The sequence below is a fragment of the Nonomuraea sp. NPDC005501 genome (genome assembly GCF_040605905.1).
GTDB lineage: Bacteria > Actinomycetota > Actinomycetes > Streptosporangiales > Streptosporangiaceae > Nonomuraea.
Genome location: NZ_JBEXDT010000124.1, coordinates 1 through 20,623, shown reverse-complemented (window position 1 = coordinate 20,623; position 20,623 = coordinate 1). Strand labels below are relative to the sequence as shown.

General features: G+C 73.0%; 22 protein-coding genes. 12 read left to right on the top strand and 10 right to left on the bottom strand.

Features of this window, described 5'->3' with window-relative positions; all coding sequences use genetic code 11:
• The first annotated feature begins 21 nt into the window (after nt 1–21).
• Together ABZS51_RS38085 and ABZS51_RS38080 are read left to right on the top strand one after the other, a co-directional pair.
• The gene (locus ABZS51_RS38085) at nt 22–504 is read left to right on the top strand and encodes an ATP-binding protein (RefSeq protein WP_355451833.1); all 483 of its coding nucleotides are present in this window, start codon (nt 22–24) and stop codon (nt 502–504) included.
• Nucleotides 501–1,148 (top strand): response regulator transcription factor, encoded by a 648-nt coding sequence (locus ABZS51_RS38080; protein ID WP_310709117.1) that lies wholly within the window; start codon nt 501–503, stop codon nt 1,146–1,148. The genes ABZS51_RS38085 and ABZS51_RS38080 overlap by 4 nt, the downstream gene beginning before the upstream one ends.
• Before the next feature lie 34 nt (nt 1,149–1,182).
• Here the strand turns inward: ABZS51_RS38080 and ABZS51_RS38075 are convergent, their stop codons facing one another.
• Entirely contained in the window at nt 1,183–2,040 is an 858-nt protein-coding gene (locus ABZS51_RS38075) for a DUF2268 domain-containing putative Zn-dependent protease (RefSeq protein WP_355451830.1), read from the bottom strand.
• Nucleotides 2,041–2,180: 140 nt separating this feature from the next.
• Nucleotides 2,181–2,951, bottom strand: a complete 771-nt coding sequence (locus tag ABZS51_RS38070) for a hypothetical protein (RefSeq protein ID WP_355451827.1) — start codon at nt 2,949–2,951, stop codon at nt 2,181–2,183.
• A 56-nt stretch (nt 2,952–3,007) separates the two neighbouring features.
• Here ABZS51_RS38070 and ABZS51_RS38065 point away from each other — a divergent pair, with 56 nt between their 5' ends.
• From ABZS51_RS38065 to ABZS51_RS38030, 8 genes are all read left to right on the top strand, one after another.
• Nucleotides 3,008–4,009, top strand: coding sequence for an AAA family ATPase (locus tag ABZS51_RS38065; protein ID WP_355451824.1), 1,002 nt, complete (start codon nt 3,008–3,010; stop codon nt 4,007–4,009).
• A gap of 98 nt (nt 4,010–4,107) precedes the next feature.
• The gene (locus ABZS51_RS38060; protein ID WP_355451821.1) at nt 4,108–5,040 is read left to right on the top strand and encodes a DUF58 domain-containing protein; all 933 of its coding nucleotides are present in this window, start codon (nt 4,108–4,110) and stop codon (nt 5,038–5,040) included.
• Complete coding sequence (locus ABZS51_RS38055) at nt 5,037–5,984, top strand: VWA domain-containing protein (protein ID WP_355451818.1); 948 nt, start codon at nt 5,037–5,039, stop codon at nt 5,982–5,984. The genes ABZS51_RS38060 and ABZS51_RS38055 overlap by 4 nt, the downstream gene beginning before the upstream one ends.
• Before the next feature lie 11 nt (nt 5,985–5,995).
• Complete coding sequence (locus ABZS51_RS38050; protein ID WP_355451815.1) at nt 5,996–6,586, top strand: methyltransferase; 591 nt, start codon at nt 5,996–5,998, stop codon at nt 6,584–6,586.
• Nucleotides 6,583–7,134, top strand: coding sequence for a TrmH family RNA methyltransferase (locus ABZS51_RS38045; RefSeq protein WP_310709110.1), 552 nt, complete (start codon nt 6,583–6,585; stop codon nt 7,132–7,134). Before ABZS51_RS38050 ends, ABZS51_RS38045 begins: the two co-directional genes overlap by 4 nt.
• Nucleotides 7,135–7,208: 74 nt before the next feature.
• Nucleotides 7,209–8,009 (top strand): glycerophosphodiester phosphodiesterase family protein, encoded by an 801-nt coding sequence (locus ABZS51_RS38040; RefSeq protein WP_355451811.1) that lies wholly within the window; start codon nt 7,209–7,211, stop codon nt 8,007–8,009.
• A gap of 27 nt (nt 8,010–8,036) precedes the next feature.
• Nucleotides 8,037–9,482, top strand: a complete 1,446-nt coding sequence (locus ABZS51_RS38035; RefSeq protein ID WP_355451808.1) for an MFS transporter — start codon at nt 8,037–8,039, stop codon at nt 9,480–9,482.
• Nucleotides 9,483–9,875: 393 nt separating this feature from the next.
• Nucleotides 9,876–10,403 (top strand): hypothetical protein, encoded by a 528-nt coding sequence (locus tag ABZS51_RS38030; protein WP_355451805.1) that lies wholly within the window; start codon nt 9,876–9,878, stop codon nt 10,401–10,403.
• On the opposite strand, the gene ABZS51_RS38025 is transcribed toward ABZS51_RS38030, so the two are convergent.
• Nucleotides 10,303–11,220, bottom strand: a complete 918-nt coding sequence (locus tag ABZS51_RS38025) for a helix-turn-helix transcriptional regulator (protein WP_355451802.1) — start codon at nt 11,218–11,220, stop codon at nt 10,303–10,305. The genes ABZS51_RS38030 and ABZS51_RS38025 overlap by 101 nt on opposite strands.
• Nucleotides 11,221–11,350: 130 nt before the next feature.
• On the opposite strand from ABZS51_RS38025, the gene ABZS51_RS38020 reads away from it, so the two are divergent.
• Together ABZS51_RS38020 and ABZS51_RS38015 are read left to right on the top strand one after the other, a co-directional pair.
• Nucleotides 11,351–12,025, top strand: coding sequence for a short chain dehydrogenase (locus tag ABZS51_RS38020; RefSeq protein WP_355451799.1), 675 nt, complete (start codon nt 11,351–11,353; stop codon nt 12,023–12,025).
• Between the two features lie 146 nt (nt 12,026–12,171).
• On the top strand, nt 12,172–12,516 hold the full coding sequence (locus ABZS51_RS38015; RefSeq protein ID WP_310709104.1) for an RNA polymerase-binding protein RbpA: 345 nt from the start codon (nt 12,172–12,174) through the stop codon (nt 12,514–12,516).
• Nucleotides 12,517–12,683: 167 nt separating this feature from the next.
• Here the strand turns inward: ABZS51_RS38015 and ABZS51_RS38010 are convergent, their stop codons facing one another.
• The 7 genes from ABZS51_RS38010 to lnt all read right to left on the bottom strand — a co-directional run.
• Entirely contained in the window at nt 12,684–13,802 is a 1,119-nt protein-coding gene (locus ABZS51_RS38010; RefSeq protein WP_355451795.1) for a DUF5685 family protein, read from the bottom strand.
• Nucleotides 13,803–13,948: 146 nt separating this feature from the next.
• A complete protein-coding gene (locus tag ABZS51_RS38005; protein ID WP_355451792.1) occupies nt 13,949–15,103 on the bottom strand; it encodes a pectate lyase in 1,155 nt (384 codons plus the stop codon).
• Between the two features lie 8 nt (nt 15,104–15,111).
• Entirely contained in the window at nt 15,112–16,221 is a 1,110-nt protein-coding gene (locus tag ABZS51_RS38000; RefSeq protein ID WP_355451789.1) for a pectate lyase, read from the bottom strand.
• A gap of 202 nt (nt 16,222–16,423) precedes the next feature.
• Nucleotides 16,424–18,052 (bottom strand): hypothetical protein, encoded by a 1,629-nt coding sequence (locus ABZS51_RS37995; RefSeq protein WP_355451786.1) that lies wholly within the window; start codon nt 18,050–18,052, stop codon nt 16,424–16,426.
• 270 nt (nt 18,053–18,322) lie between these two features.
• Entirely contained in the window at nt 18,323–18,823 is a 501-nt protein-coding gene (locus ABZS51_RS37990) for an FxsA family protein (protein WP_355451783.1), read from the bottom strand.
• A 66-nt stretch (nt 18,824–18,889) separates the two neighbouring features.
• Nucleotides 18,890–19,633 (bottom strand): polyprenol monophosphomannose synthase, encoded by a 744-nt coding sequence (locus ABZS51_RS37985; RefSeq protein ID WP_355451781.1) that lies wholly within the window; start codon nt 19,631–19,633, stop codon nt 18,890–18,892.
• A 2-nt stretch (nt 19,634–19,635) separates the two neighbouring features.
• Nucleotides 19,636–20,623, bottom strand: a 988-nt coding sequence (gene lnt / locus ABZS51_RS37980; protein ID WP_355451778.1) for an apolipoprotein N-acyltransferase, incomplete at its 5' end; no start/stop codon positions are given.

Below are 20,623 nucleotides of genomic sequence, written 5' to 3'. Positions count from 1 at the left end.
TGACTGTAGTTCAGACGTGTGATGTTCCGATCACAGGGCGTCCCGCGGGCGGGCGACCCGCCGCGCGCCGCCCGCGCGCCCGCCCCCCGCATCAGGGAGGAGTGGGCGACGCTGAAGGACCTGGACGCGCTCGTCGCCGCCTCGGGAGCGTCCGTGGAGCGCGAGGTGGGCGACGTGTCCGCGGTCCCCGCGCCGGTCTCCAGGGAGGCGTACCGGATCGTGCAGGAGGCCCTGACCAACGCCATCAGGCACGGACACGGCACGGTACGGCTGGCGGTGGCCGTACGCGACGGCGACCTGCGCCTGGAGGTGGCCAACCGGACCGCCGCGTCGTCCGGGGGGACCGCAGCCGCGGTGGGCGGGGGCCGGGGGCTGGCGGGCATGCGCGAGCGCGTACGGCTCCTGAGCGGCGAGCTGGAGGCGGGCCCGGCCGACGCCTGCGACGGCGCCCCGGAGGGCTGGTGGCGGGTCACCGCGCGGCTGCCGCTACGGTCTGCTCCATGACGGTGAGAGTCGTGATCGCCGACGACGAGGACCTGGTGCGCGCGGGCCTGCGGATCATCCTCGGCTCCGAGCCGGGACTGGAGGTGGTCGGCGAGGCCGCCGACGGCGCCGAGGTCCTGCCCGTGGTGCGCCGCGAGCGCCCTGACGTGGTGCTCATGGACGTGCGGATGCCGGCCGTCGACGGCATCCAGGCCACCCGCCGGCTGGTGTCGCTGGACGCCCCGCCGAAGGTGATCGTCGTCACGACGTTCGAGAACGACGACTACATCTACGACGCGCTGCGCGCCGGGGCCGACGGGTTCCTGCTGAAGCGCACCCGGCCCGACGAGCTGGTGCGGGCGGTCAAGCTCGTCGCCGCCGGGGACTCGCTGCTGTTCCCGGCGGCGATCCGGGCGCTGGCCGGCCGCCGGCCCGTGACGGCCGTGCCGGGCGTCGACCGGCTCACCGGCCGCGAGGGCGACGTCCTGCGGCTGATGGCCCGGGGGCTGTCCAACGGCGAGATCGCGGCCGAGCTGGTCGTCGGCCAGGAGACGGTCAAGACCCACGTCGGCAACGTGCTGGCCAAGCTCGGCGCCCGCGACCGCACCCAGGCCGTCATCGCCGCGTACGAGTCCGGCTTCGTGTCCCCCGCCGACCCCGGCTGAGACCCCCGCTGACGCGCGCCGGTCCGGAGGGTCGTCAGGCGCGGGAGCTCTCCAGGATGCGGGAGGGGGGCAGCAGGCTGCTCTCCGCCGCCGTCATGCCGGTCGCCTCCAGGTGCGCGTCCACCAGCCGCAGCCCCACCGCGTACCCCGCCATGTCGGGGATGCCGCGCGGCTCCGAGCCGAAGCGGCGCGCCGCGGTGTCGCCCAGCACGTACGCCGGCGTGTTCGCCATCCCCTCCAGGTCGATGTCCGCCATGATCCGCTCGTACGCCGACTCCAGCGGGGCCCCCGTCACCCTCGACGACCACGGCCCCATGGCCTCCGGCCCCGACAGCTCCCGCACGAACGCCTCGGCCAACCCCTCCGCCACGATGTGCTCGCCGACGGTCACGGTGGCCGGGTTCCACTCCACGGTGGTGTAGCGGACGCTGTGGTGGAACTCGTGGACCGCGCAGTGCGCGATGCGCCCGATGTTCTCGTCGGTGGGCCAGGCGAGCAGGTACAGCCAGCCGGGCGCGCCGGCGATGCCGTAGTAGCCGCCGGTGTCGCTCATGAGGTAGTCGTCGTCGGGGTTGCCGAGGATGAACATGACCTGCAGCGAGTCGGGCTGCGGGGCGTCCTTGAGCCGTTCGGAGGCGCGGCGCAGCTCCCGCTCGACGTGGCCGAGCACGTCGGCGTCGATCATCCGGCGCAGGGCCGGCAGGTAGCGGGGGTCGTCGACGTCGACGCGGAAGCCGGAGCCCCGGTGGTGGATGTCGACAATGTCGCCGGGCATCGGGACGGCGGACCGCACGGGGGCCATCAGCTCGCGCAGGCGGTCGGGACGGCGCTCCAGCGGCTGCTCCAGCAGGTCCGCCATGGCGGTGAGGGTGTCGTGAACGATGAACTCCATGCCGCGGGACGCTAAAGCCTCCCGCGACAGGAGGCTCAACCTGTTCCACGGCGGCCCCGGCTTCCACGGCGGCCCGACCTTCACGGCGGCCCGGCTTCCACGGCGACCGGGCTTCCACGGCGACCGGGCGAGCGGGCGGCTCAGAGCTGCTGGTCCTGGCCCTGGTCGTCGCCGGGCGAGCGGTCCGGCGTGCCCCGGCCGCTCTGGCTCGGCGACGGCGACGGGGAGGGCGTGGGCTGCTGCGGCTCGGGCGTGGCGGGGGTGGGCGGCGGCGTCGGCTGGAAGTTGGTGGGCGGCAGCGGCCTGGGCATCGGCTCACTCTCCGACCGGCCGAACAGCAGCAGCATCGCGATCACCGTGAGCAGCAGCACCAGCACGGCCAGGGCCAGCGCCGCCAGCAGCACCCGCTTGCGCGTCTCGGTGAGGGGCGCGGGCCGGGGCGGCGGGCCGGGCAGCGCGGGCGCGCGGTCGGTCAGCCAGTACGGCACGAAGTCCGGGCCGTGCGCGGGCCCGATGAAGGTGCCCCCGACCATCACCGGCCCGAGGAACCACTCGGCTCCCGGCCGGCCCGGCACATACGGCACGGCCACCCATGGCGCCTTGCCGGTCTCCATGGCCAGCACCTCGGGCGTGCCCTCCAGCACGGCGGCCCGCGACCGGGCGGCCCGGCCGAGCCAGCCGCGCACGCCGCCGCGCGCCGACGCCTCGCGCATCGCCGTGACGAACCGCTCCCGCGCCGCCGCGTCGAAGGCGGCGCCCCGGGTCAGCACGGCCAGCGACACGGCGCGCCCGTCGGCGCCCTGCCCGAGGTACACGAACCCGGCCGGTGCCTGGTTCAGGCGCGCCTGAACCACGAACGGCCCGAGCCGCGGAGGATCGCCATACTGCAGCGGACTTGCCACGTTTGCCATGAAAGCACAGACGTGGCGTGATGCACGTTCGCGGGACCTTTGGTGGAATGGGCGTCATGAGCGTCGCCGAAGAGTTGCCAGGCGGAACCGATGCGGCTGTGCTGCGTCAGGCCCTCGACGAGGTCCGGCGGGTCATCGTCGGGCAGGAGCACATGGTCGAGCGGCTGGTCGTGGCCCTGCTCGCGCGCGGGCACTGCCTGCTGGAAGGGGTCCCCGGCGTCGCCAAGACCCTGGCCGCGTCCACCCTGGCCACCGTGGTGGGCGGCACGTTCGCCCGCATCCAGTTCACCCCCGACCTGGTGCCGAGCGACATCGTCGGCACCCGGGTGTTCCATCCGTCCAACGAGAAGTTCGACGTCGAGCTCGGGCCGGTGTTCGTGAACTTCCTGCTGGCCGACGAGATCAACCGGGCCCCGGCCAAGGTGCAGTCGGCGCTGCTGGAGGTCATGGCCGAGCGGCAGGTCACGCTGGCCGGGGTCACGCATCCGCTGCCCCGGCCGTTCATCGTGCTGGCCACCCAGAACCCGATCGAGTCCGAGGGCGTCTACCCGCTGCCGGAGGTGCAGCGCGACCGGTTCCTGTTCCGGGTGCGGGTGCCGCATCCCAGCGCCCACGAGGAGCTGGAGATCCTGCACCGCATGAGCGTCACCCCGCCCACGCCGTCGCGGGTGCTCGAACCCGACCGGCTGCTGGCGCTGCAGGCCGCCGCCGAGTCGGTCTCGGTCCACCAGCTCGTCGCCGACTACGTGGTGCGGCTGGTCATGGCCACCCGCTCGCCCGCCGAGTACGGCCTGGCCGACCTGACCGACACCATCGAGATCGGGGTCAGCCCGCGCGCCACCCTGGGCCTGGTGGCCGCCGGCCGGGCCCTGGCCCTGCTGCGGGGCCGCGACTACCTGCTGCCCGACGACGTGCGCGACGTGGCGGTGGACGTGATGGCGCACCGGCTGATGCTCACGTTCGACGCGCTGGCCGACGGCGTCGACCCGGAGCAGGTGGTCAGGCAGATCCTGCACGCCGTACCCCCGCCCCTCGTCGTCTGGAACCAGAACCGGTGAGCGACCGGTGAACACCGAGCGAACCCGACGCAGTGAGCGGAGTGGACGCGCGAGGGACGAGCGTGGCCGCGTAGCGAATGAGGAGCGGTGAGCGAGCAGTGAACACCGCGGAGCAGGCGCTGCGGAGGCTGGAGCTGGTGGTGACCCGCCGGCTCGACGGCCTGTTGCACGGCGCTCACCTGGGGCTGCTGCCCGGCACGGGCAGCGAGGCCGGCGACAGCCGGGTCTACGTGCCCGGCGAGGACGACGTACGGCGCATGGACTGGGCCGTGACGGCGCGCACGACCGTGCCGCACGTGCGCGACCTGATCGCCGACCGTGAGCTGGAGACGTGGGCGCTGGCCGACCTGTCGCCGAGCATGGACTTCGGCACGGCCGACACCGACAAGCGCGACCTGGTGGTGGCGGCGATCGGCGCGATCGGCTTCCTGTCCAGCCGCATGGGCGACCGGTTCGGCGCGCTCGTGCTGCACGACGAGTACATTCATCGGATGCCCGCCCGCACCGGCCGCCCCGCTCTGTACGGGCTGCTGCACTCGTTGATGGACGCCCCGCGCGGCCGGCCCGTGCCCGACGCGCCGGACCTGGCGGAGGGTATCGACGTGCTGGCGGCCACCCGCAGGCGGCGCGGCATGCGCGTGGTGGTGTCCGACTTCCTCGACGCGCGTCCCGAGCTGGACCCGGCCGCCGAGCGGCCGTGGGAGCGGCCGATCCGCCGGCTGGCGGCCCGGCACCAGGTGCTCGCGGTCGAGGTGATCGACCCCCGCGAGCTGGAGCTGCCCGACGTGGGCCGGGTCGCGTTCGCCGACCCGGAGACCGGGAACGTACGCGAAGTGCACCTTTCACCCAAAGTCCGGCATGCGTACGCCGAGGCGGCGGCCGCGCAACGCGAGGGCACCCGGGCGGCGCTGCGCCGCGCCGGCGTCGCCCACCTCGTGCTGCGCACCGACCGCGACTGGGTGTTCGACGTGGCGCAGTTCGTGCTGCGCCAGCGCCGCATGAGCCACCTCGCGCACCGGAGAACCTCATGACCTTCCTCTCCCCCGCGTGGCTGTGGCTGTTCGCGCTGCTCGTGCTGCTCGCCGGCGGCTACGTCGCCGCGCAGTTCGCCCGCCGGCGCTACACCGTGCGCTTCACGAACCTGGCGCTGCTCGACCTCGTCGCCCCGGCCGGGCCCGGCTGGCGGCGGCACGTCGCGCCGCTGCTGTTCCTGCTGATGATGGGGCTGCTGGTGATCGGCGCGGCCAAGCCGGCCGACCAGGTGCGCGTGCCGCGCGACCGCGCCACCATCATGATCGCCCTGGACGTGTCGCTGTCGATGGACGCCGGCGACGTCCAGCCCAACCGGATCAGCGCGGCCAAGACCGCGGCGCAGGCGTTCGTCAAGAAGCTGCCCGACCGGTTCAACGTGGGCGTCGTGTCGTTCGCCCGCTCGGCGAACGTCGTCATCTCCCCCACCACCGACCACCAGGCCGTGGTCACCGCCATCGGCAACCTGTCCACCAGGCCGGGCACGGCCATCGGGGAGGCGGTCTTCAACGCGCTGGACTCGGTCAAGTCGTTCGACCAGGACGCCGTCACCGACCCGCCGCCCTCCGCGATCGTGCTGCTGTCCGACGGCGACAACACCTCCGGCCGCTCGGTCACCGAGGCCATCGACGCCGCCAAGCAGGCCCGCGTCCCGGTCTCCACGATCGCGTACGGCACGCAGGAGGGCACGGTGTCGATCGACGGCAGGCCGGTCAACGTGCCGGTCAACAAGCAGACCCTGCAGTCGCTGTCCGACGGCACCAGCGGCCGGGCCTACACGGCCGAGTCCGGCAGCGAGCTGCGCGACGTCTACGAGCAGATCGGCACCTCGCTCGGGTTCAAACTGGTGAACCAGGAGATCACGCAGTGGTTCATCGTGGCGGCGATCCTCGCCGGGGTGCTGGTGGCGGGCGCCGCCGTGCTGTTCGGGGCGCGGATCCCGTAACGTTCAGGCACGTGGCCCACTACTTCTCCGAACAGCCGGGAGCCGCCAGCAGGCCGGGCACCGTCGATCTGGTGCTGCCCGACCTGCACCTGCGGCTGGAGACCGACCGGGGCGTCTTCTCGCCCGAGCGGGTCGACCTCGGCACGCGCGTCCTGCTGGAGACCGTCCCGCCGCCCCCTCCACGGGGCGACCTGCTCGACCTGGGATGCGGGTACGGGCCGATCGCGCTGACCATGGCCTCGCGCGCCCCGGAGGCGACGGTGTGGGCCGTCGACGTGAACCGCCGTAGTGTGGAGCTCACGGAGCGCAACGCCCGGGCCGCGGGCCTCGGCACAGTAAGATCCGTGCACGCCGACGAGATGCCGGACGAGGTGACCTTCCAGGCCATCTGGTCCAACCCGGCCATCCGCATCGGCAAGCCGGCCCTGCACGCGATGCTCACCGGGTGGCTGTCGCGCCTCGCGCCGGGCGGCGTCGCCTACCTGGTCGTCCAGAAACACCTCGGCTCCGACTCCCTGCAGCGCTGGCTCGGCGAGCAGGGCTGGCAGGCCTCCCGCGAGGCCTCCCGGGCCGCCTACCGAATCCTGAAAGTGGAAGCATGAGAAGGCAGCTCCGCCCCACCGACGTCAAACGGCTCAACCGCGCCTGGCGGCGGCAGACGGGCAACCGGCTCTCCCTGATCCTCGAGTCGGTCACCGGCCCGTTCAACGTGGGCTCGATCTTCCGGACGGCCGCCGCGTTCGGCGCCGACCAGATCTGGCTGGCCGGCAACGCGACCCCGCCGACCAACCCCAAGGCCGGCAAGACCGCGCTCGGCACCGAGCGGCTGGTCACCTGGCACGAGCCGATGCCCGCCCTCGACGCCGTCAAGGCCGCCCGCGACGACGGCTACACCGTGCTCGCGATCGAGCTGACCGCCGGGGCCGTGCCGCTGCACCAGGCCGACCTGGCCCGCGACGTGTGCCTGGTGGTCGGCAGCGAGGACCACGGCTGCTCGCCCGCCCTGCTGGACGCCGTGGACGGCGCCTGCTACATCCCGCAGGTCGGCCGCGTCGGGTCGGTCAACGTCGCGGTGGCCGCCGCCATCGCGCTGTCCGAGTCCCGCCGCCAGGAGTGGCAGAATCTGGCGGAGTCACCGGTATCACCCTGATTTTGAGGGACGATCGCTGATTCGTAACCGTCGTCCGCATCCAGATCCCTTTCCCGGAAGGCATACTTCAGGACGTGCTCAGCCGTCGTTTCCCCTTTCTCGACCATCCGGGCCCGCTCGCCTTCGCCCACCGCGGGGGCGCCGCCGAGGGCGCGGAGAACTCCGCCGCGGCCTTCGACCGGGCGATACGACTCGGCTACACCTACCTGGAGACCGACGCGCGGGCCACGGCCGACGGCGTGCTGCTCGCCTTCCACGACCCCACGCTCGACCGGGTCACCGACCGGCGCGGGCGGCTGTCCGAGCTGCCGTACCGGGAGGTCGGCCGGGCCCGCGTCGACGGCGAGCACGAGATCCCGCTGCTGGAGGACCTGCTCGGCAGCTGGCCGGAGGCCCGCTTCAACATCGACGTGAAGGAGGCCGGCGCCATCGCGCCGCTGGCCGAGGCGCTCAGGCGCACCTCCGCCCACGACCGGGTGTGCCTGACCTCGTTCTCCGACGAACGGCTGCTGATGGCCAGGGCCGCGATCGGGCGGGAGGTCTGCTCGTCGCTCGGCCCGCGCGGCGTGGCCGCACTGCGCGCCGCGGCCTCGACCTCCGGCTACGGCCGCCTGCTGACCCGCCTGTCGCGGGCGGGGGTGCCGTGCGCGCAGGTGCCGGTGGGCTTCCGCGGGCTGCGCGTCACCACCGGCCGCCTGGTCCGCACCGCCCACGCCATCGGCATGCAGGTGCACGTGTGGACGGTCAACGACACCGCCCGCATGGACCACCTGCTCGACCTCGGGGTCGACGGCATCATGACCGACAACATCACCGGCCTGCGCGACGTGCTGGACCGCCGCGGCCAGTGGCATCCCGGCCGCATGGCGGCCTGACTCGTGGCCTAGGAGCGACTCGACACCATGCCCGTACCCGCACCCCCCGCGGTTCCCGACGACCCCACCGCCGACTCCCCGGCCGCGCGCAGGCGCGAGCAGCGCGGCTGGTACTTCTACGACTGGGCCAACTCCGCCTTCTACACCACGATCATCTCGGTGTTCCTCGGCCCGTACCTGATCCCCGTGGCCCGCACCGCGGCCTGCGCCCAGGACTTCCCCACGGTCGCGGCCGAGACGTGCGCGCGCGACTTCGACAGGCTCGCCGCCGCCCACCCCGGGCTCGGGTACGTGGACGTGCTCGGCGCCGACGTGCGGCCCGCGGCGTTCTTCGGGCTGACGCTGACCGTCGCGGTGTTCCTGCAGATCGTGTTCCTGCCGATCGTGGGGGCGCTCGCCGACCACACCGGCCGCAAGCGGGAGCTGCTCGGCGGCTTCGCCTACGCCGGCGCGCTGGCCACCATGTGCCTGTACTTCGTCGAGGACGACCGTTACCTGCTCGGCGGCGTGCTGTTCGTCCTCGCCAACCTCGCCTACGGCTCCTCCGTCGTCGTGTACGACTCGTTCCTGCCGCAGATCTCGACCCCGGACGAGCGCGACGGGGTGTCCTCGCGCGGCTGGGCCATCGGCTACCTGGGCGGCGGCCTGCTGCTGGCCCTCAACCTGGTGCTCTACCTGCAGCACGAGAGCCTGGGCCTCAGCGAGGGCATGTCGGTGCGGATCAGCATGATGTCGGCCGGGCTGTGGTGGGCGACGTTCACCGTCGTGCCGCTGCTGCGGCTGCGCAACCGGCCGGTCCCGGTCCACGAGGGCACGGCGCTGCGCTCGGTCGCGGGCAGCTTCCGCCAGCTCGGCCGCACCCTGGCCGAGCTGCGCCGCTACCCGCTGACCCTGCTGTTCCTGGTGGCGTACCTCGTCTACAACGACGGCATCCAGACGGTCATCGGCAACAGCGCGGCCTTCGCCGCCGAGGCGCTGAAGCTGGACAAGACCGTGCAGATCAGCGCCATCCTCATGGTGCAGTTCGTGGCGTTCTTCGGCGCGCTGCTCATGGGCCTGCTGGCGCGCCGCTTCGGCACCAAGCGGACCGTGCTGGGCAGTCTGGTGATCTGGACGGTGATCGTGGTCGCCGCCATGTACGTCCAGGAGGGCCAGGCGCTGCAGTTCTACCTCATGGCGCTGGCCATCGCGATCGTGCTGGGCGGCACCCAGGCGCTGTCGCGTTCGCTGTTCTCCCAGGTGATCCCCAGGGGGCGGGAGGCGGAGTACTTCAGCCTGCTGCAGATCAGCGACAAGGGCTCGGCCTTCATCGGCGCGCTGACGGTGACGATCGCGCTCCAGCTCACCAACAGCTACCGGATCGCAATCGTCTCCATGATCATCTTCTTCGTGGTGGGCTTCGTCCTGCTGGCCCTGGTCAACCTGCCCAAGGCCATCCGCGCCGCGGGCAACGAGGTGCCGCACCGGATCTGACGCCCCGCGGCGCCGGGAACGTCCCGGCACCACGTCCTCGGCTGTCGCCGGTTCGGCCATGGACTGGTCAACTCTTTCACGCGGTGCCCGGCGGGGCGGGCGGGCAGAGTCGCCTGTCCTTACCGCTGCCCCGCCGAAGAGTTCCCGCCGGGCGCCGATCCGGGAGCGCCCAGGCTGGAGACCAGGGAACCGTAAAGAGAGCACCGCTCTTGACGAACGGCACCCTCTTGAGAGAGCATTGCTCTCGTTAAAGAGCAATGGTTTCATCTGGGAGTGGTCATGAGTCCTCGCCTCACCTCGGCGGCCCTGGCGGCCGCCGGCGTCCTGTTCCTCGTCTATCCGGCCGTGCGGCCCTCCGGTGACGACGCGGCGGCCATGGCCGCCCCCGCCTAGGTGACCGGGCACCTGGCCGCCATGATCGGCTTCATCCTGCTGGGGCTGGGCGTGCTCGGGCTGAGCGAGCTGCTGGGCGGCCGGCTCGCGTCACGGGCCGCCGCGGTGACCTGGGTGGGGGCGGGCCTGACGCTCCCCTACTACGGCGCCGAGGACTTCGGGCTGCACGTGATCGCCCGCAGGTCCCTGCGCGACGGCGCGCCCGCGCTCATCGAGCTCGCCGGCGAGTTCCGCTTCCACCCGGTGGCGGTCACCATGTTCGCCGCCGGGCTGGCGCTGCTCGGCGTCGGGACCGTGATGGCGGCCGTCGCGGTGCGCCGCTCCGGGGTCCTGGCCGCGTGGAGCGCCGCGCCGCTGGCACTCGGGTTCGCGCTGTTCATCCCGCAGTTCTTCGGCCCGTACCCGCTGCGGATCGCGCACGGCGCGCTCATCGCGGCGGGCGGCCTGTGGCTGGCGGCCGAGACGTGGCGGTCAGACCGGCGAGCAGCCGCAGCGCCGACTCCGACGGCGAGCCGGGCTCGGGGTTGAACACCGCGACCCGCTGCCCCTCGTCCTCCGTCAGGGCCATGAACTCCGCCGCGAGCTCCATGGTCCCGACCAGGGGATGCCGGTACGCGCGGGCGGCGGTGCCGCAGTCGCCGACGGTGTGGGCGGCCCACAGCCGCGCGAACTCGGGACTGCGCAGGGTCAGCTCGCCGACCAGCCCGGTGAGTCCCGGGTCGCCCGGCCACCGGCCCGCGATCAGCCGCAGGTCGGCGACGGTGGAGCGGGCCTTGCGCGGCCAGTCCGCGTACAGCTCCCGCGTGTGCGGGTCGAGGAACATCATGCGGGCGATATTGGGCCGGTCGTCCGGCCGGTCCGGCGCGCCGAAGTCGAGGTGCCCGGCCAGCAGGGCGTGCGCCATGGGGTTCCAGGCGAGGACGTCCAGGAAGCGGCCCATGACCAGGGCCGGCACGTCGCCGAACGACTCGATCATGACCCGGACGCCGGGCCGCACGCGCTCCGGCCTGGCCGGGCGGCGGCGCGCGGCGGGCCGGGGCCTGGCCAGGGAGTACAGGTGGGCGCGCTCGGCCTCGTCGAGCCGCAGCGCGCGGGCCACCGCGTCGAGCACGGCGTCCGAGGCACCGGGGCTCTGGCCCTGCTCCAGCCGGGTGTAGTAGCCGGCGCTGACGCCCGCGAGCTGCGCCAGCTCCTCACGGCGCAGGCCGGGCACCCGGCGGCGGCCCCCGTACGCGGGCAGGCCGGCGTCCTCGGGCCGCAGCCGCGCCCGCCTGGTCCTCAGGAACTCGCCCAGCTCCCAGCCGGGCCCTCGTCCGGTCGCCGTCTGTCCGCCCTGTACGCGCATGCCTCCCAGTCTGGCCGATGCCCGATCGCCGAGCCTGCACCTGTCAGGTGTACCTCCGGCGGTGGGCTGGCACCGCCCGGCGGCACGCCGCAGCCTGGACACCTGAACACCTGGATGTCGAGGAGCGGCAATGAGGATCATCGTGATCGGCGCGACGGGGACCATCGGGACGGCGGTCGCCGACGAGCTGGAGCGGCGGCACGAGGTGGTGCGCGTCTCGCGGCGGGGCTCGACGGGGGGCTCAGCGGGAGGCTCGGCGGGGGGCTCGGCCGGGGACTCCGTGCCGGCCGACCTGCGCGACACCGCCTCCATCGACGCGCTGCTCGACCGCGCCGGCCGGTCAGGCGGGGTGGACGCGGTGGTGTGCTGCGCCGCGAGCGGGGCGCTCACGCCGCTGGACGACCCGTCGGACGCCGCGTTCTGGACCGGCCTCGACGGCAAGCTGATCGGCCAGGTGAACCTGGTCCGCCACGCGCTCGGCCGGCTACGGGACGGCGGGTCGGTCACGCTGACCAGCGGGAGGTTCGCCGAGCCGGTGCCCGGGTCGTCGATGGGCCATCTGGTCAACGCGGGACTGGAGGCGTTCGTGCGGGCCGCCGCCGTCGAGCTGCCGCGCGGCCTGCGTCTGAACGCCGTCAGCCCGGGCTGGGTGCGGGAGACGCTCGTGTCGCTCGGGATGGACCCGGCGGACGGGGTGCCGGCGGCCGAGGTGGCGCGCGTCTACGCGCAGGCGGTGGAGGGCTCGTTCACCGGTCGCACGCTCGCCGTGCGGGCCGTTACGCGAGGGGAATCCCCGGCCTCATAGGGATTGCCGCGCCTCTGGAGGGAACTCCTGAGTGCCGGGGCGATTGGATCACGCCATGGGTGGGAATCCCATCACGGTATCAAGCGTTAGACACCGTGGGAGACAGACCCCCCGCGCAATGGGGGCCCTGTAGGAGGCATTCAGACATGGGCGAGCGAGCACTTCGTGGCACCCGGCTCGGGGCAACCAGCTACGAGAACGACCGTAACACGGATCTGGCCCCACGCCAGGAGGTGTCCTACACCTGTCCGAAGGGCCATCTCTTCGAGGTTCCGCTCGCCGCCGAGGCTGAGATCCCCGCGACGTGGGAGTGCCGCATGTGCGGCGCCACCGCGGTGCGGGTGGACGGCGAGCAGCCCGAGTCGAAGAAGACCAAGCCCCCGCGGACACACTGGGACATGCTGCTGGAGCGGCGATCCATCGAGGACCTGGAGGAGGTGCTCAACGAGAGGCTGGCCGTACTTCGCGCCCAGCGTCGCAGGAGCGCCTGAACCCCTCTCACGGTGTGAAGCCCCCGGGCACGTCCCCGGGGGCAGTTTTCTGGACGCCGGTCTCCGTCTGACGACGGGGGCCGGCGTTCGGCTTTCCGGCGACCCCGGCGGCCGGAAGGCGGAGCGGCCGAGCGGCTCGGCCCCTCGGCCCGGGGCCGCGGGGCGCCTCAGTCGCAGGAGCAGTCGCAACACCCGCCCGAGCACTCGCAGCAGTCGCACGAGCACTGGCAGCAGTCACAGCAGCCGTCACAACCGTCGCAACCGTCCTTCAGGTAGCAGCGCTCCTCGCACGAGGCGCCGTTGAGCTCGCTCCACTCCGGCCGCCACAGCCCGCACGTGAGCAGCGTGCCCGCGCCGGCCATCGTCCGCAACGGCCAGGCGGGCCGGCGGCGGGCGGCCGTCGCGTGCGCGCCGAAGGCACGTGTCACCGCCCGCCGTACCTCCGCGCCGAGGAGCACCTCCACCAGGTGCCGCTCCTCCAGCTCCAGGTCCCGTACGGCGAGGGCGATGCCGTGCGCGGCGTCGTCGCACAGCCGCCGCGCCTCCTCGCGGCCGGTGCCGGTGGCGGTGAGCGGGTTGAACGCGCCCCGCGCCGCGTCGTCCTCCTGGTCCTCGACCGCGTCGAGCAGGTGTGCCAGGCGCCCGAACAGCGTGCCGATCTCGGCCAGCACGCCGGCGTTCCCGGCGCGACCGGCGATGAGCGCCGTGTGGGCGAACGCCGCCGCGACCGCCTCCTCGGTGGGCCGGGTCAGCTCCAGCAGCCCCGCTGTCCCGCCGACGGCGGAAGCGGCCGTGGACGGCCCGGCGGCGGCCAGGCGCTCCAGGGTGATCTGCCGCTCCGCCGTCGCCGCCAGCGTCGCCGTGTCGAAGCCCACCTCCGCCCCGAGCCGCGCCCCGGCCGCCTCCCAGCGGGCCGCCAGCCGGCGGCCCGCGACAGTGGTGCCCGGGGCGGCGTCGCCGTCGGCGGCGTGGTCACGGAGCCGGCCGGCGGCCAGCACGAGCGACACCGAGGCGGCCAGCCGCGCCCCCTGAGCCCGGTGGTCCACCACGTCGGCCCGCCGGAACCCGCGCAGCGCGCACGGGCCCGCGGTGCGGTGCGGGGAGGCGGACGGTAGCTGGGCCTCGGTGAGGACCGAGATGATCAGGGTGTCGTAGTTGGTGGCCAGCCGGGCCGCCTGCCCCTGCCCGTCCTTCAGCGTGAGACAGAGGCCGCACAGGTGGGCGCGCCACGCGTCGCGCACGCTCGCGCAGACGTGCGCGGAGCACGGGCGAATGATTCCGAACACACGACCTCGCCGGTATTGGACCGATCTATACGGTTGATCGCAGGATCGTACTCCGAATCCGGCTCAGCATGACATGCCCGGCCACCGGGGACGTGCGGTCCGCCCGGGCGCCCCGGGCGGGGCGGCCCGTCCGGCGGTGAGGCGCCTCAGAAGCCGAGCTTGCCGACCCCCGCGCCCGCTTCGACGATCGACGGGATCTTCGCGGGCTCGTCCAGCGTGTACGGGTAGTACGTGGAGGGCTCCACGACCGTGCCGGCCGTCTCCGGCGCGCCCGAGCCGGCGTACACGTTGCGGCGCTCGACCACCCGTCCCGGAGCGCTCTTGTCGTACCCGACGTGAATGGGGTGGGCGACGTTCTCGAAGTAGTTGCCCTCCACCAGGACGCCCGCGTTCTCCGTCGAGGCCACCCCGTACAGGGAGTTGTTGCGGTAGTAGTTGTTGAACACGTGGACCGGCTCGGCGAAGCGCACCCGGGGGTGACGCTGGTCGGTGCCGTCGAAGAAGTTGTGGTGGTAGGTGACCCGCAGCTTGCCGATGTCGGCGGTGTAGGTGTCGGAGTGGCCGAGCAGCATCGTCTTGCTGTGGTCGTGGAACCTGTTCCACGAGACCGTGACGAAGTCCGACTCCCGCTTGATGTCGAGCAGGCCGTCGTAGCCGTCGGACAGGTCGTTGTGGTCGATCCACACGTGGTGGGCCTTGTTGGTGACGCTGATGGAGTCGTCGTCCGCGGCGGTGAACCGGAGGTTGCGGATGATCACGTTGTTGCCGGGGCGGGTCGTGGAGCCGAGCTGGAGGCCGCCGCCGGTGATCTCCGCCGTCGCGCCGACGCCGAGGATGCTCTTGTTCGCGACGACGGTGATCATGCCGCTGGTCCGGACCCGGCCGGAGATCCACAACGTGTACGGCCCCGCGCGGCCGGCGTAGTCCTTGAGCTGCGCGGCCGTGGTGATGGTGACGGAGGGGCCGCCGGCGCCGCCGGTGGTGCCGTTCTGGCCGAGGGCGTCGACGGAGGCGAACCCGATCGGCGCGTCGGCCGCCCGAGCCGCCGCGACGGGGACGACGGCGGGGAGTGCCGCGGCGGATTCGGCGGGCAGGGGTGCGGAGGTCAGCGCGACGGCCAGGGTCGCCGCGGCGAGCAGCCGCCCCCACGGCCTGGCGCCCGTACCGCGTGGCCCCGTACCGCGTGGCCCCGAACCGTGTGGCCCCGAACCGTGTGGCCTCGTGGCGTGTGGCCTCGTGGCGTGTGGCCTCGTGGCGTGGGGCCTCGTGGCGAGGCTGTGCGGGGCAGACACGACGGACATGGCACTCCTCAGATCTTGCCGACGCCGGCGCCGGCCGGGACGACGGTGGGCACGCTGACGGCGGGGTCGGCGGTGTAGGGGTAATAGGTGCGCGGCTCGGTCACGGTGCCGCGCGTCTCGATGGGGTGGTGGCAGGCGACGAGGATGTTGTCCCGCTCGACGAGCCGCCCGAGGTCGCCGCTGAACTCCACCCGGCCGGGGTTGTTGACGTTGGTGAAGTAGTTGCCCTCGGCCAGGACGGCGGCGTCGTAGGTGGAGGCGATCCCGTAGCTGTTGCCCCGGTAGTAGTTGTTGTAGACGTGGACCAGCGCGGAGAAGCGGACCCTGGGATGGCGCTGGTCGGAGCCGTCGAAGTAGTTGTGGTGGTAGGTGACCCGCAGCCGGCCGATGTCCTGCGGCCCGGCGGTCTCGTCGTGGCCCAGCAGCAGGGTCTTGTCGTGGTCGTGGAACCTGTTCCACGACACGGTGACGAAGTCGGAGCCGCGCTTGATGTCGACGGCCCCGTCGTCGCCGTCGGACAGGTCGTTGTGGTCGATCCAGATGTGGTGGCTGAACATCTGGACGTTGATCAGGTCGTCGGTGGCGCCGGTGATCGTCAGGTTGCGGATGATGATGTTGTGGACGGCGTTCGCGGGCGGGGCCGTCACGCGGTCGTCGACCGGCAGGCCGATGGTCAGGCCGCCTCCGACGAGGGCGGCGTCGGCGCCGAGGCCGATGATGGTCTTGTCCGAGGTGACGGCGTGCATGCCGTCGGTCGTGCCGGTGGGCAGGGTGATGCGGCCGCGTACCTGGATCACGTACGGGCCGGGGCGGGCGATGGCGTCGAGGAAGTCCTGGGTCGTGCCGACGGTGACGGTGGGGCCGCCGGCGCCGCCGGTGGTGCCGTTCTGGCCCAGGGCGCTGACGGAGGCGAACCCGTTCGCGGGCTCGGCGGCCCGGGCGGGGGCTGCCGCCACGGCGGGCGGGGAGGTCATGGCGGACACGAGGACGGTGGCGGTGAGCAGGGCCATGAAGGCGATGAGCGGGACGGCCGCCTCGGGCCGGAGGCGGCGCCTCCTCGGGCCGGGGGCGGGCTCGGCGGTGCCGGGCGGTGTGGGGCGAGCGGTTCCGGGGGGCATGATCGCTCTGCTTTCTGACGGAGGGGGCCGGTGTGCCGGGGCGCCCGGGCCGTGGGGGTGCGGGCGCCCCGGGGCTCGCGGTCGGGCGCCGGGAAGGCGTGCGGCGCGCCGGGGCTGTGCGGTCGGGCGCCGGGACGGCGGGCCGGCGCCCGGGTTGTGCGGTCAGGTGCCGGGAAGGCGGGCCGGCGCCCGGGCTGTGCGGTCAGGTGCCGATCTTGCCGACGCCCGCGCCGGCGGTGACGATCGCCTTCACCGAGGCGGGGTCGTCGAGGGTGTAGGCGTAGTACGACCTGGCCTCCTGCACGGTCCCGCCGCAGTCGGGCGTGCCGGAGTCGACGAACACGTTGTCGCGGGCGACGCACCTGCCCGACGGGCCGGCGTAGCTGTTGCTGACCGGCTCCTCGACCCGCTCGAAGGAGTTGCCCTCGACCAGGCATCCGGCGTTCGCCTGGCAGGCCACGCCGACGTCGGTGTTGTAGAAGTAGTAGTTGTTGTAGACGTGCACCGGCTCGCCGAAGCGGACCCGCGGGTTGCGCTGCGGCGTCCGGTCGAACCAGTTGTGGTGGTAGGTGACCTTCAGCCGGCCGACGTCCTGCGCGCCGTTGGAGTCGTCGTGGCCGAGCAGCATGGTCTTGGTGTGCTGGTGGACGTGGTTCCAGGACACGGTGACGTACGACGAGCCGCGCTTGATGTCGATCAGGCCGTCATAGCCGCAGCACAGGTCGTTGTGGTCGAGCCACACGTGGTGGGAGAACATCTGCACGTTGATCGAGTCGTCGCTGGCGCCGCGGAAGGTCAGGTTGCGGACGATCACGTTGTGCACGGCGTTCGCGGGCGGTGCGGTCACGGCGTCGTCGACGGGCAGGCCGATGTTGAGGCCGCCGCCGCTGATGCCCGACGCCGAGCCGACGCCCACGATCGTCTTGTCGGAGGCGACGTCGTACATGCCCGCCGGCACCGTGATCACGCCGCGCACGCACACCGTCAGAGGGCCGCTCCGCCCGATGGCGGAGATCAGCTCGCTCGCGGTGTCGACCTCGACGGTCGGGCCGCCCGCGCCTCCGGTGGTGCCGCTCTGGCCCCAGGCGTCCACCGAGGCGAACCCGGCGGGCGAGCCGGGGCTGGTGCACGTTCCGGAGGGCGGCGGCGTGACGGTCGGGGTGACCGGCGGCTCGGTCGGGCCGCCCACGTCGGTCACGAGCACGTCGTCGAACGAGGCGCTCGCGTACGAGCCGGCCAGGCCGGCCCGGCCGGAGGCGTAGGTGGCGTCCGTCGCGGAGACGACCTCCGCCCCGTCGAGGAAGCCGCGCAGCGTCGTGCCGAACGCCTCCAGCCGGAGTGTGTGCCAGGTGCCCGTCACGATCCCGGCCGGGGCCGAGGCGAGGGTCACCGGTGCGCCGCCGGTACGCCTGCCGAGGACCACCGCGCCGGTCTCGCCGATCCCGAGGAAGTAGTACGCGCTGGTGCTCTGCGCCCTGGCCAGCACCGCGACGTGCCGGCCGGAGCCGTTGAACGCGATGGGCCGCACCCGCGCCTGCACCGACTGGCCCGTCCACGCGGACCCGGCGACGACCCGGGCGTCCGCGCTGGTGCCGGACTGCCGGTAGGCGCGCGAGCCGTCGGCCACCACCGACCAGCTCCCACCGGACTTCGTCCAGCCGGCCGCGTCACCGTCCTCGAAGTCGTCGGCGAACAGGGTGACGGCCGACGCGCTGGGGATCGCGGGGAGCCCCAGGGCCGCCAGCAGCGTGGCGGCGACGGCCGCCACGAGGGCGGCGAGCAGTGAACGGGCCTTGCGGGGTTTCCTGTCGCGTCCTGTGCTCCTTGGCACTGCGTTTCTTGGCACTGCGTTCATCGGCACTGTGGGCCTCCGCTGGCAAGCCGTGACCTAGGAGCCCGCTCCCATGAACGGGCTCCTTACCAGGTGTGGTGCTCGTGCGTCAGCTCGGCCGGCCTTGATGCCTTTATGCAACCGTTTGCGGGCCGCGTCAATGCGGAAGGCTGTGCAGTTTTGTTGCAGCGCGCAGGTGGATCTCATGGACGACGCCGTACCGACTTGACCGGCCGTCGTTTCTGTGCAATCGCTTGCAGCCCGGGAGGGCTACGGCTCGCGGTCCTCGCGCAGCACCTCGCCGTGGACGACCTTGCCGCCCGCGGGGGCCCGGCCCGCTCCGGCGTCGGGCCCGCCCGGGAACGCCTGCGAGAACAGCTGCGCGTACGGCGAGGCGGCGGCCATCCGCTTGAGCCTGCGGTCGAAGAACCACGCCCCCAGCCGGCGCATCAGCGGCCGCGTGAACGGCAGCACGCACAGGAACCCGGCGATGTCGGTGAAGAAGCCCGGCGTCAGCAGCAGCACGCCACCGGCCAGGATCAGCGCGCCGTCGGCCAGCTCGTGCTCGGGCATGCGCCCGGACTGCAGCGCCTCCTGCAGCGCCCGCCAGGCGCGCCTGCCCTCACGGCGCACCAGCCAGGCCCCGAGCAGGCTGTCGGCGATGAGCAGGGCCACGGTCGGCCAGCCGCCGATGACGGACCCGACCTGGATGAGCAGCCAGATCTCCAGCACGGGGACGAGCAGGAAGGCCAGGAACAGCAGGAGGCGCATCGTTACCTCGATTCAGCGCGCGCGTACGTCACGAACAACGACCGGCGGGGCCGGTGCGTTCCGCGATCAGCCACGTCTCCTGCCGAACCGTGCCGGCAGTCCCGCGAACCCCCACACGGCGATGCGCCAGAACGACTCGGTCATGACCCGCCGGCTCATCTTGCTGGTGCCGACGGTCCGCTCGACGAACGTGATCGGCACCTCGGCCACGCGCAGCCCGTGGCGGACGGTGCGCAGCGTGAGGTCCACCTGGAAGCAGTAGCCCTGCGACTCGACGTCGGCCAGGCCCACCTTCTCCAGGGTCTCGGCCCGGTAGGCGCGGAAGCCCGCGGTCGCGTCGCGGACCGCCAGGCCCAGCATGATCCGGGTGTAGATGTTGGCGCCGCGGGACAGCAGCTCGCGGGAGGCGGGCCAGTTGACGACCCTGCCGCCGGGCACATAGCGCGAGCCGATGGCCAGGTCGGCGCCGTCGGCCAGCGCCTCCAGCAGCTTGGACAGCTCCTCCGGCTGGTGGGAGCCGTCGGCGTCCATCTCGACCAGCACGTTGAAGCCCTCGTCGAGGCCCCAGCGGAACGCCTCGATGTAGGCGGCGCCGAGCCCTTCCTTGCCGGGGCGGTGCAGGACGTGGATGTGGTCGTCGCCGGCGGCGAGCTCGTCGGCCACCTCGCCGGTGCCGTCGGGGCTGTTGTCGTCGACCACCAGCAGATGGGCCCCGGGCAGCGCCGCCCGCACCCGCTCGGCGATCATCGGGAGGTTGCCGCGCTCGTTGTAGGTCGGCACGATGATGAGCACTCGGCCAAGAGTCTCCATGATCAGCCTCTCCCCGTCCGGTCGCCTTGCCGCCTGCCGCGCCACACGGCCACCCCCGCGGCCGCCACGCCCATCAGCGCCAGCGCCCACTCGGGCAGCGCGCCGACCCGGGTGGCGATCGTCTCCTGGGTGCGCACGGGCACCTTCACCACGGTCATGTCCGCGACGAGCTCGCGGGTCCGCCACGAGACCCTACCGTCAGGCGTGACGTAGGCGGAGATCCCCGTGGTGGCGGCCGTGACGACCGCCCGGTTGTGCTCCACCGCCCGGATCTGGGACATGGCGAGCTGCTGCGGCGGCAGGTTGGACAGGGCGTAGGTGGCGTTGTTGGTCTGCACCACGATCGGGCTCGCCCCGGTGCGCACGGTTCCGCGGACGGTGCCGTCGTAGGCCACCTCGTAGCAGTTGACCGCGCCGATCGTCACGGGCCCCATCCTCAGGTCGCCCGGCTTGGTGCCCGCCACGGACTGCCGGCCGACCAGGCTCGCCCGCTCCCACAGGGCGAGCACGATGTCCTTGAACGGGGTGTACTCCCCGAAGGGCACCAGGTGTTGCTTGTCGTAGTAGGCGCCGGGCCCGGTGACCGGGTCCCACACGAGGCTGCGGGTGGCGCGGTGCTCGTCGCCGATGGCGACGACCGCGCCGACCAGGGTGGGCACGCCGACGGCCTTGACGGACGCGTCGATGGTCTCGCGGGCGAACGTGTCACGGTACGGGTCGATGTCGGTGGAGTTCTCCGGCAGGACGACCAGGTCGGGGCGGGGCAGCGTGCCCGCGTCGACCGCGGCGGCCAGGCGCTCGGTCTCGGCGGAGTGGTTCTTCAGCACGACGGCCGGCTCGTCGCCCAGGGCGTACATGCCGCGGCCGGGCACGTTGCCCTGCACGATGCCGATGTTGACCGTGCGGCCCTCGTCGCCGGGGCGCGGGACGGCGAAGGTGAGCGCGGGCACCGCCACGGCGAGCAGGACGGGCACCAGCCGCCGCGCCGCG

Excerpts from the sequence above, each read along its gene's own strand:
- ABZS51_RS38075 (WP_355451830.1), bottom strand. The coding sequence starts at position 2,040 with ATGGAGTTCATCGTTCACGACACCCTCACCGCCATGGCGGACCTGCTG.
- ABZS51_RS38035 (WP_355451808.1), top strand. The coding sequence starts at position 8,037 with ATGCCCGTACCCGCACCCCCCGCGGTTCCCGACGACCCCACCGCCGAC.
- ABZS51_RS37990 (WP_355451783.1), bottom strand. The coding sequence starts at position 18,823 with ATGCGCCTCCTGCTGTTCCTGGCCTTCCTGCTCGTCCCCGTGCTGGAG.
- ABZS51_RS38015 (WP_310709104.1), top strand. The coding sequence starts at position 12,172 with ATGGGCGAGCGAGCACTTCGTGGCACCCGGCTCGGGGCAACCAGCTAC.
- ABZS51_RS38080 (WP_310709117.1), top strand. The coding sequence starts at position 501 with ATGACGGTGAGAGTCGTGATCGCCGACGACGAGGACCTGGTGCGCGCG.
- ABZS51_RS38085 (WP_355451833.1), top strand. The coding sequence starts at position 22 with ATGTTCCGATCACAGGGCGTCCCGCGGGCGGGCGACCCGCCGCGCGCC.
- ABZS51_RS38065 (WP_355451824.1), top strand. The coding sequence starts at position 3,008 with ATGAGCGTCGCCGAAGAGTTGCCAGGCGGAACCGATGCGGCTGTGCTG.
- ABZS51_RS38020 (WP_355451799.1), top strand. The coding sequence starts at position 11,351 with ATGAGGATCATCGTGATCGGCGCGACGGGGACCATCGGGACGGCGGTC.
- ABZS51_RS38000 (WP_355451789.1), bottom strand. The coding sequence starts at position 16,221 with ATGCCCCCCGGAACCGCTCGCCCCACACCGCCCGGCACCGCCGAGCCC.
- ABZS51_RS37985 (WP_355451781.1), bottom strand. The coding sequence starts at position 19,633 with ATGGAGACTCTTGGCCGAGTGCTCATCATCGTGCCGACCTACAACGAG.
- ABZS51_RS38025 (WP_355451802.1), bottom strand. The coding sequence starts at position 11,220 with ATGCGCGTACAGGGCGGACAGACGGCGACCGGACGAGGGCCCGGCTGG.
- ABZS51_RS38045 (WP_310709110.1), top strand. The coding sequence starts at position 6,583 with ATGAGAAGGCAGCTCCGCCCCACCGACGTCAAACGGCTCAACCGCGCC.
- ABZS51_RS38070 (WP_355451827.1), bottom strand. The coding sequence starts at position 2,951 with ATGGCAAACGTGGCAAGTCCGCTGCAGTATGGCGATCCTCCGCGGCTC.
- ABZS51_RS38055 (WP_355451818.1), top strand. The coding sequence starts at position 5,037 with ATGACCTTCCTCTCCCCCGCGTGGCTGTGGCTGTTCGCGCTGCTCGTG.
- ABZS51_RS38005 (WP_355451792.1), bottom strand. The coding sequence starts at position 15,103 with ATGTCCGTCGTGTCTGCCCCGCACAGCCTCGCCACGAGGCCCCACGCC.